Raw genomic sequence first — 13,489 nt, forward strand, 5'->3', positions numbered from 1 at the left:
GCAGTCTGGGGAGACGCATGGCTGCAAGTCACGCAAGAACAGTGCAATCCATAAAATGGATGCATGAAAAGATAATCGAAAAATAATGGGAGAATATCCACCTCGATAGAGGGGTGAAGATAGGAGAGGGGTTATGATCATGAATCGCGCTATCTTGCTGGGGGCAGCAAGCATCTTGTCGCTGTCGATTCCATCCTTGGCACAGGCCAGGACCGCCGCAGCACAAGAGCAGGCGAAGACACCCCAATCGGATGAACAATCCGCGGCCTCCGACGGTCAGGACCAGATCATCATCGTCGAGGCGCGCCGCCGCAACGAGGTGTTGCAGGATGTGCCGCTGACCATCAACGCCGTGACGTCCGAAACCATCGAGAAGCTGAACCTGCGGAATTTCCAGGAAATCACGTCGGTGGTGCCGGGCCTGTCGCTCAGCCCCAACGCCAATGGCATCGGCTCCAGTTCCTCCATGCGCGGTGTCAACCAGGACGTGAACGTCTCCGGCGAGAATGGCACGATCCAATTCTATTTCAACGATGCGCCGGTCGGCTCCAACTTCGTGTTGCAGGCGATGTATGACCTGGGACAGGTGGAGGTGCTGCGCGGTCCGCAGGGTACGCTGCGCGGACGGGCGACGCCCTCCGGCTCCATCACCGTGGCGCCTCGCCGTCCCGACCTTAATCAGGCGGGTGGCACGATCATCGGGACGGTCGCGTCGGATGGCGCCGCCAACCTGCAGTTCGGGATCAACGTGCCGATCATTGCGGACAAGCTGGCGGTCCGCGTCGCAGGCCTGGGCGACCATGGCCGGGGATCGCGCATCAGGAGCGTGAACAGCACCGTCCAGCCGAGGGCCGAGACGGAGTCCATCCGCGTCAGCGTGCGCGCGGAGCCGATGGACTGGCTGCGTGGCGGTTTCCTCTACCAGAGCTTGCAGGCGACTTCGCGGCAGTTCGACCAGGTGCAGTCCTACAGCAATCTGGTGCCGGGCTTCACGCCGGGCATCGACCAGAATATCTCGCCCCTGCCGGCCGGGACGATCCTGGGCAGCGCCGCGCTGACCTCCCCGCGCCTGAACAGCGGATTCTTCACGCCGCAAGACCGGGCGGCGGTGACGACCGACCCGCGCACGCTGCGCCAGACCTTCCGCTTCTATGGCTGGAATCTGGGCGTGGATTTTGCGGGCCAGACGCTGGTCTATGTCGGTTCGCGGCTGGAAAATGATTTCCGCAACGGCACGAACCAGGATCAGGGCGTCACCTTCCCGGCGCTGCGCCTGTTCCAGGATGGCAACACCATCTCCAAGGGCAATACCCACGAAATCCGCCTCCAGAATGTGGAGCGGGTCGCCAATCTCTTCGACTATGTCGTCGGCTATTTCCGCCAGACCGGCAGCGCGGAAATCAACCTGACCCAGTCGGGCGCCATCCGTGGCTATTTCCCCGTGACCAACGCGCAAGATCCCCGGATTCCGGCAGGCGTGACAGCCCTGTCCGCCGTCACGGGCGCGATCTTCAACGGCACGCCCATCTATAGCCCGCCCAGCGCATCGACGGAGGAATCCTACTTCGGCAATGTTGTCGCCTATCTGGGCGAAGGGTTCGAACTGTCCGGCGGCCTGCGCCACATCAAGTTCGACAATGAGACGGACGGCCTGTTCATCAGTTGCACGCGCCAGACCTATGGCAACGGCACCTGCCGCCGGTCGCCCGGCACGGAAAATGACTATAAGGTCAGCAAGACCATCTACAGCGCGACCGCGCGGTACAAGGTCAACGACGACCTGATGGTCTATGCGATGACGGGCACGTCCTTCCGTCCGCCGGTGCGGGCCGTGGGCAATTTCTCCAGCCGCCAGACGGCGTTGGAGCTGAGCCATGTCAACCTCGATGCCGAAACGTCGACCTCCTATGAAATCGGCATCAAGTCGCAGTGGTTCGACAAGCGGCTGACCTTCAACCTCACCGGCTATCATCAGGATTTCAAAAACTATCCGTTCCGCGCCGCGACCGGCATCTATTATATCAACGTCAACAGTTCCGGTCAGGACGAGCGGGGACAGTTCAACTTCGTGTCGGCGGTGCCGGTCAGCATCAACGGCCTGGAATCGGAAATCACCTTTGCGCCGTCGCGGACGTTCCGCATCACGGCCATCACCAACTATTCGCACAGCAAGATCAAGGCGTCGCAGCTGGCCTGTACGGATGTCAATCGCGACGGCATCCCGGACACCGCCGTTCCGACGCTGGGCCAGCTCCAGACCGCCTATCAGGGGGAGCATCTGGCCGAATGTCCCAGTGCAGGGCAGCCCGCGACCTTCCTGCCGCGTCTCAGCGGATCGGTGCAGGCGGAACTGACGCTGCCGCTCGACAATCGGTTCGATGGCTATGTGCGCGGCCTGCTCAACTGGCGGGGAGAGGGGTCGACCGATCCCAACAACCCCTATGACGATGTCGGCGCCTATGGGATCTTCAACCTGTATGCCGGCATCCGTTCGCCCGGCGGCAATTGGGAATTGACCGCGTTCGCCAAGAACCTGTTCAACCTGACCAAGGTCGTTTCCGCCGAAAGCAGCCCCTACACCACCGCCGTCACCTATGTGAATCTGGGTGCGGGCGGGGCGTTCGGTTCGGCGAGCTACCAGAGCAACTACTCCGGCGTGACGGTGACGCCGCCGCGCGAATTCGGCCTGACAGCGCGGGTTTCGCTGGGATCGCGTTGATCCGGTGGGCGGCCCGCCAGTGAGCGGGCCGCCCCTATTTCTGTCTTACCGGAGAATGAAATGACCAACGTCAGTCGTCGCGCAATCCTGGGCGGGTTGGGCGCTGTCGGCCTTGCCGCCACGATGGGCGGCATATCCCCGGCGGCCCGCAGCCGTCCGCCGTTCTTCCAAAGGATCGGGCGGCCCATCGGATTGCAACTCTACACATTGGGCGACGGCATCGGGCGCGATCTGGATGCGACCTTCGCCAGTGTCGCGGCCATCGGCTATCGCGAGGTCGAACTGCCCAGCCTGCTCGGTCGCCAGCCGGCGGAGATCGCCGCGGCGGCACGGCGCGCCGGCATCAGCATCACCAGTCTCCACCTGCCGCTGTTGACCAAGGGCAGCCCCAACGGCCTGTCCATGGCCAGCGATGCGGCGAAGATCGCGGACAGCCTGGGCGTGCTGGGGGCGAAATGGGCGGTGGCGCCGATCCTGTTGTTCCCGGACGGGTTCCGGCCCAATCCGGGCGAAAGCATGCCGATGGCGATCAGTCGATCGGTCGCGGCGGCGGGTGAAGATATATGGAAGCGGACGGCCGCGCTGCTCAATGACAAGGGCCGCGCGCTCAAGCCGCTGGGCATCGGCGTCGGCTATCATAATCACAATGTCGAGTTCGCGTCGGTGGGCCGGACGACCGGATGGGAGATATTGTGGCGGGAGACCGATCCCGCGCTGGTCAGTTTCGAGGTCGATACAGGCTGGATCGTGGCGGCGGGCATGGACCCGGTGCAGTTCCTGCGCGCCCACCACGGCCGGATCAGGCAGTTGCACGTCAAGGATGTCGCCGCCGGAACCACGCCCAACTTCACGATCGCGATGAACCCGACCGAGGTGGGCAGCGGCACGGTGGACTGGGCCAGGCTGCTGCCGGAGGCGCATCGCGCCGGGGTTCGGCATTTCTATGTCGAGCAGGAGCCGCCCTTTGCCATTCCCCGGCTGGAGGCGGCGACGCGATCCTACGCTTTCCTCTCGAAACTCTCTGCGCGCTGAGGCTGGTGCGGCCACCCTCAGTCCTCTCCCTGACATCAAGAGGTTTCTTCATGGTTCGATTGTTTCGGCGCGCTCTTCTGCTGGGCGCAATGCTCCTGCCCGGATGGGCGGCCCATGGCCAGCCGCTCCCGGCCGAACGCAGTGTGGACACGGCCACTGTCCTCTCCTCCTTCGGCGGGCGCGCCGCCTTTTCGCCCGATGGCAGGAAAATCGCCTTTGTCGGCAAGACGTATGGCGACGCCTATGAGATCGACATTGCGACCCGTAAGGTCCGCAACCTGACGCGGCACATGCCGCATCTGGGCATCATGCGTATCCAGTATCTGCCCAGCGGCGACTTCCTCGTCACCGCGCCCCGGCACAACAGTGGCCCGAATGTGCGCGCCCATCTGGAGATGTGGATACTCGACAAGAGCCTGTCGGGAGGGCTTCAGCCGCTGGGCGAGGCGGTGTTCGAGGGGATCGCGGTTTCGCGCAAGCGCAACCTGATCGCCTGGACCACCATCGAACCGGCCCTGAAGCCTGCCGAAAACTGGCAACTGGCCTTCATCCGCCCGACGAAGCGGTACGTGGCGGAGATCGTCTATCGCAACGGGACGCCAGCGATCGCCAACAAGCGGGAGATCATGGCGACCCTGCCCAAGGAATGTGGCTTTATCGAACCGCAGGACTTTCGCGCGAACGATGAAGAGCTTGTCTATTCCTGCATGGGATCGGTCAGGGCGGGCGACTTCACCATCTCCGTGATGGGCAACCGGATCGCGACCAACGAGAATATCGTCTATCTGAGCCAGCCTGGCCGCTACAATGAAGTGGAGGGCATTGCCCCCGACGGATCATGGGCTGCGGTCGAATGTGGCCAGCAGGACAAGCCGGGGCTGCCGGCCCTGGACATCTGCGCGCTGGAACTCCGGCCGGGGGGCACGGTCAGCCGGATGGTCGTCGGGACAAAGCCGGGCAGCAGCGCCGACATCAGCAATCCCGTCGTCAGCCCCGACGGCCAATGGATGGCGTTCCAGCGGTCGGACAGCGGCAGCGGGGAAATCGGCGAAGGCTATGGACTGCTCATGACGAAGATCGCCCGCTGATCGTCCGGCAGTCGTGAGCGATCCCCATCCGCCCCGGCGCTGACAGCCGGGGAAGATGCGACACTATCGTCTCATTTTAGCGCCTTGACGCTGGTGGACGTTGCGGACTACGCGACGAATAATCGCATAGTTATTGGCGCCCCGGATTCGGGCGCGCGAGAGGAGACATATCGTGCAGCCATTGGAAGACCGGGACTATTTCACCGACTATGAAATCCTGAAGGAGCCGTACGCCTTTTTCGAGGCGGTGCGGGCGAAGGGGCCGATCTATCAGCCGCCGGGCAAGGATTATCTGATCGTCACGGGTTTTGAGGAGACGCTGGAAGTCCTCAAGAACAACGCCGATTTCTCCGCGATCATCGGTCTGGCGGGCGCGGCGGCCCCCTTGCCCTTCACCCCCACCGGCTCCGACATCACCGAGCAGGTCGAAGCGCATCGCGACCAGTTCCTGGGCGGCGAATTGCTCGTCAATTATGACGATGACCAGCATACGCGCGTCCGGACGCTCCTCAATCGCCTGTTCACGCCGTCGCGGCTGAAGAAGAATGAGGAGTTCATCGACGATTTCTCCGACCGGATCATCCGCGAGATGGTCGCCAAGGGCGGTTGCGAACTCATCAAGGAAGTCGCGACGCCGTTCGTGACGCTGGTCATCGCGGACCTGCTGGGCGTTCCCGCCGAAGACCGCCAGATGTTCATGGATGTCATCGAGGCCGCGCCCGCACCGGGCAATCTGGAGTCCGCCAAGAACGACTTCAGCTCGCCCGACCACCCGCTGGTCGTCATGGGCGGCTATTTCGCCGGCTATGTGCAGGACCGCCGCGAGACGCCGCGCGAGGATATTCTCACCGAACTGTCTCTCGCGACTTTCCCGGACGGCTCCCTGCCCGATCTGGTCGAGATCGTGAAGATGACCACCTTCCTGTTCGGCGCAGGGCAGGACACCAGCGCCAAGCTGCTGGGCAACTCCATCCGCTACATCACCGACCAGCCGGGCCTGCAGGACAAGCTGCGCGCCGACCCCAAGCTGATCCCGCAACTGATCGAGGAAGTCCTGCGCCTGGAAGGCTCGACCAAGCAGACCGCGCGTCTGGCGCGCAAGGACACCAAGATCGGCGACCGCGACGTGCCCGCCGGGACGAAGGTGCTGGTGGCGATCTCCGCCGCCAACCGCGACCCCGATCGTTGGGAAGAGCCGACCAAGTTCGTGCTCGACCGCCCCAAGATCAAGGAGCATCTGGCGTTCGGGCGCGGCAAGCATGTCTGCGCGGGCGCCCCGCTGGCCCGTGTCGAGGTGCGGGTGCTGCTGGAGAAGCTGCTGGCCTATACGTCCAATATCGAACTGGTCGAGGAGAAGCATGGCACCGCGGACAACCGCAAGCTGGACTTTGAGCCGAGCTTCATCATCCGTGGCCTTTCGGAACTGCATGTCCGCCTGACCCCCGCCGTGGGGCTGGACCTGTCGACCGTTGCCCCCGCCACGCCGGTCGTCGAGCAGGCGCAGCCCGTCGCGGGCAACGCGGGCCTGTCCACCGGCAAGACGAAGATCGGCGATCTGCTGAAGAACCCCGACGCGCGGGCGGTGCTGGACAAGCACTTCCCCGGCATGACGGCGGACAAGCGCATCGCGATGGCCAAGGGCATGACGCTGCGGTCCGTCCAGAAGTTCGCGCCGGGCCAGTTCAGCAACGAAGCCCTGGACGCTGTCGACGTCGATCTGGCGCAGATCTGAAGCGACTGGCGGCCCCGTCATCACGGCGGGGCCGCCTGAATAACGGCAGGGAGAGAGATATGGGTACGGATCGGGTTGTCGTCGTCACCGGCGGCGCGTCGGGGATCGGGCTGGGCGTCACGCAGCTTTTCGCGCGCAAGGGGCATGCTGTCGCGATGCTCGACCTTCAGGATGCGGCGCTGGAGAAGGAAGGCGCGGCCTTGCGCGCGGAGGGCCTGAATGTGCTGGCCCGGCGGGTCGATGTGTCGAACCGGGAGGATGTGGAGGCCGCCTATGCCGCCATCCGCGAGACGCTCGGTCCCATTGCCATCGTCGTGGCGAATGCGGGCATTTCCGAAGGCATCGCGTTCAAGGACGTGACGGTCCCGATCTGGCAGCGAATGATCGACATCAACCTGACCGGCGTGTTCCACACGGTGCAGGCGGCCCTGCCTGACATGGTCGAGGCGCAATGGGGCCGGGTCATCACCATCTCCTCCCACGCGGCTCAGTCGGGCGCGGCGGATCGCGCCCATTATTCCGCCGCCAAGGCCGGTGTCATCGGGCTGACGCGGGCGCTGGCGCGGGAATATGCGGCGCAGGGCATCACCGTGAACACGATCCCGCCGTCGGTCGTCGCCACGCCGATGGCGGAGCAGGGAATTGCGGCAGGCACTTTCCCGCCGCTGGACGTGATCGCGCAGCATATTCCCATTCCACGCGCCGGAACGCCGCACGACATCGCCGCGGCGTGCGAATATCTGGCGTCCGATGGCGCCAGCTATGTCACGGGCGTGGTTCTGCCGGTCAATGGCGGCATGTTCATCGGTTGACGCTCCTGCGCCTTTCCGCGCGGTTTGGTGGGGAATGATGCAAATCTGTGGCCGGGCGTGCGGGGGTGTCTTCCGCGCTGCCCGGCCCTTTTCGTGAGCAGGGGAGGCGGGGCGGGTTTGAGGCCCGGCCCGGGGGCGACCGGGACGTTTCTCCTGTTGGAGGCAGGGGAAAGGGGCGGGATCAGGTCTGGGGGAGGGCGAACCGCTGGCGGGTCGAGCGGCCTGCCGCGCGCACCTTTGCAACCTCCGCCTCCTCGATAAGGGACAGGAATTGGGCCAGAATGGCGCCGAGATGGGCACGGATCGCATCGCGCGCGAGCGGCGCATCGCGAAGACGCAGCGCCTGGACCACCGCCTGATGCCGGTTTTCGCCGGGAGTGCCTGCCCGCTGTGCCGGAGCCGACTGGCCCGGACCGGACAGAGCGGAACCCGGCTGGCCAAATCCCGATGACAGGCGATGCTCCGCCACGGGTCGGTCCAGCGCCTGCCAGAGATTGTCGATGATGGAGAGCAGCGTGGCGTTGCCGGTCGCGTGCGCGATCAGGAGATGGAATTTGCGTTCCGACGCCTCGAACGGGCTGGCATGGGAGTCCGCGTCATCGAGTTGCCGGGCGACCCGGTCCAGCTCGGCAAGCTCGCCATCCCCGATGTTGAGGGCGGCGAGGGTCGCCGCTTCCCCCTCGATCAACAGGCACGCCTGAAGCCGTTCGAGCACGCCCGTGTCGGGATCGGGGGGCGATCGACGGGACGGGATGGCCACCACATGCGCGCCCGCGCCGGGCCGAATATCGAGATAGCCCCTGGTCTCCAGCGCGATCAGCGCCTCGCGAATCGTCGGGCGACTCACCGCCAACAACTTGCCCAATGCCCGTTCGGACGGAAGCCGATCGCCCACCACCCATTTTCCGTCCGCGATTTGGTCATACAAATTTTGCGCGACGATCCAGAAAAGCCGGGAGTCCCTGTCCAGCGGTGCGAGAGGATCGTCGGGAGAAGCATTATCCATCTGATAATCCTGCATATTGAAGGAAGGCTCCCCGCCATGATCGTCCGCGCCCTCGCTTCCCGGCCGGATTTTCGGAGCGGAAAAGCGGGACGATAAACGCATTAAATATGCCTTACCGATTGACGGATACGGCCTTGCCAATCTATGCGACTAAATATCGCAGAGCAATGCGATTATAAATCGCGTTTTATGATGCAGGAGGCAAGGATGAAGGAGTGGGTCGGTATCGCGACAACATGCCTTTGCCGCGTTCTGGCCGCCGCCGGTCCCCTGACGCCAGTCGACATCCAGCCCCGACGGCCCGCGAGTGGCGCGTCTCCGGCTATCCGCTGCATATCAGGTCTCTTGCGCATCGTTCGCGTCGGCTATCGGAAGCCCCGCCTTTTTGGCTCGTCATCCCCGGACTTCGCGCAGACGATCGCCGAGCGGACGCCCGCCATGTGGAATTTCGCCGCGGAATATCGAGCGGTTCCAAGCCCTTTTGCCGTCCGCGCTGCCGCCCTGCGTGCCGGCCCGCGCCGCCGCGCCGCGCCGCATGGTCCCGGACCGATGCGCGTGCCCGCCGCCGCGTCACCGACTTTCTGAAAATGCGCGCATCCTCCCATTTTGCGCGCATGCCTGCGGCGCTGCCCCTGTTGATCATCTCCCCGATCTGGGCAGCGCCGGCCTTCTCTTCCGTGGCCGGTTCTTCCGCGACCCGTTTTTTTCGTGTCGGTTCTGACAATTTCGGCACGGGGGGCAGGGTCATCGCGCTGAACCCCGCCGCGTTCGGCGGGCGCGGCATGGCCCCGCAACCGGAACGCCAGGACTATGGGCGCGAGGGGGAGAGCGTCTCCAACACCCTGCCGGTTCCGGCGGGGACGTGGATGGTCAAGACCCATGGCAAGACCATCGTGCAATCGTCGGACATGAAGTCGTTCGGCGTGAAGCCATTCTGCGTGGAGGATGCGGCGGGTGGGCCGCTCAAAGGGGGTTCGCGCAGTGTCCCACCGGTGGTGAAAAACGGCACGGTGCCGCCCGATTTCCCCGCCACGGGCGGTCAGGCGGTCGTCGCCGCCATCGAAGTCCGCCCCTGATCCAGCAAAATCATACAGGCCCCGGCAACGACCGGGGACCATTTCAGTGAGGAGTTTTATGAACAGCAGTTATATCTCGCGTGCCTTTGCGGGCGTGGCCATGGTGGCCATCGTCGCATCCACCGGCACCGCGATGGCCCAGACCCCCGCCGACCAGAATGGCGCCAGCGTCTCGGAAGACATCATCGTCACCGCGCGCCGCAAGGACGAGCGGTTGCAGGACGTGCCGACGACGATCAACGCCGTCACGGCGGACGCGATCGACAAGCTGAACCTGCGCGAATTCCGCGACATCCAGAATGTCGTGCCCGGCCTGCAACTGACGAACGCCTCCAACGGGTTCAGCGCGGGTGCGACGGTGCGCGGCGTGAAGTTCGACATCGACACGGGCGGCCTGCCTGCGGTCGAATTCTACCTCAACGATGCGCCGATGGAATCGAACATCCTGTTCGCGGCCATGTACGACGTGGGCCAGGTCGAACTGTTGCGCGGGCCGCAGGGCACGCTGCGCGGGCGCGCGTCGCCGTCTGGCTCCATCACCGTCACCAGCCGCAAGCCCAACCTGAAGGACGTGGGCGCCTATGTCAGCGGGACGGTCAATTCCAACAGCGGCCGCAACGTCCATGGCGCGGTCAACATCCCCCTGATCGACGATGTGCTGGCCGTGCGCCTGGCCGGTTTCTACGACCGGAACGAGGCGAACCGGACCTATAGCGTCAACAGCAGCGCCAGCCCCTATGCCCGCACCGAATCCTATCGGGCGAGCGTGCGGTTCGAACCGACCGACAACATCAGCGCCAATTTCCTGTACCAGAGCACGGACCGGCGGCAGCGCGGCTTTAACCAGCTCGCCTCGATCAGCTTTTTCGACGCGACGCAATCGTCCGCCCCCGCCTATATCGACCCGTTCCAGCGGCAGGCGATCACCGATGGTTTCCGGTCCAACATCCAGCGGTTCGACGTGATGACGTGGAACGCGGACTGGCGGTTCGCCGGGCAGAAGCTGAGCTATGTCGGGTCGCGCAGCGTTCAGCATATCCGGGGCGTGTCGCAATATGACCAGGCCAACGCCCTGACCGGCACCACGCCGCGCACCCTGACCGACCCGGCGGGCTTTCAGCCGGTCTGCTCCACCAATCAGGCGCTGTTCGGCTTTGGCGCGACGAACGGCGACTTCTACCAGTGCACGGACATCCGCCAGACACAGGACACGCACGAACTGCGCCTGTCGTCCGACGAGCGGGTGCTGGGCATGTTCAGCTATGTGGTTGGCGGCATGATAAACCATGTGTCGCAGTCCAACTATATCAACCAGGAAACGGCGATCCGTATCTCGCCTTCCTTCCTGTTCTTCGACACGTCGGCCACCGCCCGTCCGGGCCGGCGGAACGAACATTCGCTGTTCGGCAATATCACCGCGTACATCGGCGACGCGACGGAGTTGTCCGGCGGCCTGCGCTATATCGATTATGAGGAAAGCAGCGACTTCATGGTGCGCGGCACGGCCCAGCCGTCCTACCTCAGCCGGTCGGAAGCGGTGATCTATACCGGATCGCTCAAGCATGACTTCACCCGCGACATCATGGCCTATGCCACGGTGGGCAGTTCGTGGCGGCCCGGCCTCAACGTGATCGGCAACCTCAGCGCGCGCAGGTCCGCGCTGGAGCAGTCGTTCATCACGACCGCGCCGGAGAAGTCGACCTCCTACGAGGTCGGCGTGAAGACGAGCTGGCTCAACCGGCGCCTGACGGTGAACGCCTCCGCCTTCCATCAGGACTTCACCAACTATGGCTATCGCGGCGGGTCGATCTGGTACATCAACTATAGCACCCCCACCGCGATCCCGGATGCCGCCCGTTTCAACTTCGTCGCCGCCGTCCCGGTCAAGGTCGACGGCTTCGAGATCGAGACGAATTTCCAGGCGACCCGCCGGTGGAACGTCGGCGCGACCTTCAGCTACGCCAATGGCCGGGTGACGGGCGGGCGGATCGCCTGCACCGACCTGAACGGCGACGGCGTGCCGGACGCCAACCCCGGCGCGGTGACGGTCGCGCAATTGCCCGCGACGGACCATGTCTCCGCGTGCAACTATAGCGGACCGTCGAACACTGCGCCCAAGTGGAGCATGGTGGTCCAGTCGGAATATGCGGTGCCGGTCAGCGACCGGGCGGACGCCTATCTGCGCGGGCTGTTCAACCTGTATCCCAGCTATGGGCAGGATCCCAGCTACAGCTTCGACGACGTCCGCGCCTATTCGCAGCTCAACCTTTATGCGGGCCTGCGCTCGCCCAAGGGGGCGTGGGAACTGTCGCTGTTCGCCAAGAACCTGCTCAATACCCAGCGGGTGCTGAGCGCCACCAATGGCGGCGTGACCTCCACGATCCGCAGCGCCACGGCGTCGCAGACCATCGGCACCAACTATCTGGAAGTGACGACCACGGCGCCGCGTGAGTTCGGCCTGAACCTGCGGCTGGCTTTCGGCTCGCGGTAAAGGTCGGGATGGGCTGCGACTATCCGCAGCCCATCCATCCTATCGGGGACGGAGAAACGGATGGACCGGCGGAATTTCATGGCGCGGGGGCGGGCCGGAAAGCGTCGGGGCTGGGCTGAACCCGCCGCCATCCCGATGACAATATTACCACGTCGAACGAAGCCTGACAGAAGAGAGAGAGGAAGATCATGAACTATCTTGCCATCCTGCCCGCCCTGCTGATCGCCGTCGCCCCTGCGGTGGCCCCTGCACAGACACCCGCCGCCCCGGCCCCCGCCGCGAAGGTCACGAGCTATACTGTCGAGGAGACCGACATCGGCACATTGCTGGACGATCCGGCGGCCAAGGCGGTGATCGACAAGCATATGCCGGGCTTCTCCAGCAATCCGCAGGTCGACATGGCGCGGTCCATGACGCTGAAGATCGTGCAGCAATATTCGCCGGACACGCTGACGGATCAGGCGCTGGCCGCGATACAGGCAGACCTTGCCAAGCTGCCCAGGAAATAATCGGGACGGGGCCGGGCGAGGGGATCGCCCGGCCCCTTTCGCGATCATGGCACCATGATCGCATCCGCTGGCATTTCGCACCTGCTTTCCGCCACCTCATGATATTGTCTCGACGATCAGCGTTGTCGTACCGATAATGGACCGTTCGGACGGCAGCCAATGATCCGGCAAGCTTCATTGATTCTGCGCGCATAGCTCCGCCTGCAAGCAGGGCGTTCCACAAGCTACGGTGGCTGTCCGCATAGTCGCACAGCACCCGATAATCCTTGCCGGGAATGGCCCCGTCAACGACGCCGGGGAGGAGGCTTTTGTGAGGTGGTGGCGCTCAGGAGCAGGTCGAGCATCACCGCTATTTCCTCGCCAGACTGCACATTCGGCTCGCTCTGGGACAGCCACCAGCTGATCGTTTCAATGATGAGCATGGTGCTGCAAATGATGGCGAAATCATTGGGGAGCCAACTGGTGGAACCGGTGTGCTTGGCGGCGACCTCTCTCGACAGGCGCAGATATTCTTCGCGCATGGCCGCCCGCGCGCCACCATTGAACAGGGCTTTCCAAAGCGCGCGGCGGTCATTCACATAGCTGCACAAGGCCCGGTTGCCGTCGAGTTTTGGACCCCAGGGCAGAGAGAAGGCGACCAGCCGGCTGATCTCGTCCGCCGCGACGGTATCGAGCAGGGCCTGTTTATCCACATAATGGCGGAAGAAGGTCGAATTATTGACCCCGGCTTCGGCAGCGATCTCGCGCACCGTGATCTGATCGAAGGCCTTGCGCTCCAGCAATGTCAGCAGGGCTTCCCGCAGGGCAGTGGCGCTGCGGATCTGTCGAGGGTCGGTGCCGCCACGTGGCGCAGCGGGCTTTGCGATTGGGGCGATCGTCTCCGCTCCCTCTTTGGTTGCCAAACCATCGCTCAGGTCGACGGGGAGGCTCTTCTTTGTCGAACGCACGCTTCAACTCCTGCACATGATCCCTGCTTGAAGAATGAGGATCGGTGCCACGTCAATAAAAACCGGCCTGTGGCGGA

Annotated in this window: 10 protein-coding genes; 8 read left to right on the forward strand and 2 right to left on the reverse strand. The window is 64.2% G+C overall.

What is annotated here, in order from left to right:
• The first annotated feature begins 196 nt into the window (after nucleotides 1–196).
• The 5 genes from LWE61_RS17230 (at nucleotide 197) to LWE61_RS17250 (ending at nucleotide 7,383) form a co-directional block, all read left to right on the forward strand.
• Complete coding sequence (locus LWE61_RS17230) at nucleotides 197–2,719, forward strand: TonB-dependent receptor (protein WP_234151883.1); 2,523 nt, start codon at nucleotides 197–199, stop codon at nucleotides 2,717–2,719.
• A 60-nt stretch (nucleotides 2,720–2,779) separates the two neighbouring features.
• A complete protein-coding gene (locus tag LWE61_RS17235) occupies nucleotides 2,780–3,751 on the forward strand; it encodes a sugar phosphate isomerase/epimerase family protein (RefSeq protein ID WP_234151884.1) in 972 nt (323 codons plus the stop codon).
• 50 nt (nucleotides 3,752–3,801) lie between these two features.
• Nucleotides 3,802–4,839, forward strand: coding sequence for a TolB-like translocation protein (locus tag LWE61_RS17240; RefSeq protein WP_234151885.1), 1,038 nt, complete (start codon nucleotides 3,802–3,804; stop codon nucleotides 4,837–4,839).
• Between the two features lie 172 nt (nucleotides 4,840–5,011).
• Nucleotides 5,012–6,571 carry a cytochrome P450 gene (locus LWE61_RS17245; RefSeq protein ID WP_234151886.1) on the forward strand — a complete coding sequence of 520 codons (1,560 nt, stop codon included), beginning with the start codon at nucleotides 5,012–5,014 and terminating at the stop codon, nucleotides 6,569–6,571.
• Nucleotides 6,572–6,630: 59 nt separating this feature from the next.
• Nucleotides 6,631–7,383, forward strand: a complete 753-nt coding sequence (locus LWE61_RS17250) for an SDR family NAD(P)-dependent oxidoreductase (RefSeq protein WP_234151887.1) — start codon at nucleotides 6,631–6,633, stop codon at nucleotides 7,381–7,383.
• Between the two features lie 181 nt (nucleotides 7,384–7,564).
• Here the strand turns inward: LWE61_RS17250 and LWE61_RS17255 are convergent, their stop codons facing one another.
• A complete protein-coding gene (locus LWE61_RS17255; RefSeq protein WP_234151888.1) occupies nucleotides 7,565–8,389 on the reverse strand; it encodes a FadR/GntR family transcriptional regulator in 825 nt (274 codons plus the stop codon).
• Nucleotides 8,390–9,066: 677 nt separating this feature from the next.
• Between LWE61_RS17255 and LWE61_RS17260 the strand changes: the two genes are divergently transcribed.
• From LWE61_RS17260 to LWE61_RS17270, 3 genes are all read left to right on the forward strand, one after another.
• A complete protein-coding gene (locus tag LWE61_RS17260) occupies nucleotides 9,067–9,465 on the forward strand; it encodes a hypothetical protein (RefSeq protein WP_234151889.1) in 399 nt (132 codons plus the stop codon).
• 58 nt (nucleotides 9,466–9,523) lie between these two features.
• Complete coding sequence (locus LWE61_RS17265) at nucleotides 9,524–11,956, forward strand: TonB-dependent receptor (protein ID WP_234151890.1); 2,433 nt, start codon at nucleotides 9,524–9,526, stop codon at nucleotides 11,954–11,956.
• A 188-nt stretch (nucleotides 11,957–12,144) separates the two neighbouring features.
• Nucleotides 12,145–12,465, forward strand: a complete 321-nt coding sequence (locus tag LWE61_RS17270; RefSeq protein WP_234151891.1) for a hypothetical protein — start codon at nucleotides 12,145–12,147, stop codon at nucleotides 12,463–12,465.
• Nucleotides 12,466–12,749: 284 nt separating this feature from the next.
• On the opposite strand, the gene LWE61_RS17275 is transcribed toward LWE61_RS17270, so the two are convergent.
• Nucleotides 12,750–13,412: a TetR/AcrR family transcriptional regulator gene (locus tag LWE61_RS17275; protein ID WP_234151892.1), complete on the reverse strand. Its 663-nt coding sequence runs from the start codon at nucleotides 13,410–13,412 to the stop codon at nucleotides 12,750–12,752.
• Nucleotides 13,413–13,489 lie beyond the last annotated feature (77 nt).

The organism is Sphingobium sufflavum (assembly GCF_021403115.1).
Classification (GTDB): domain Bacteria; phylum Pseudomonadota; class Alphaproteobacteria; order Sphingomonadales; family Sphingomonadaceae; genus Sphingobium; species Sphingobium sufflavum.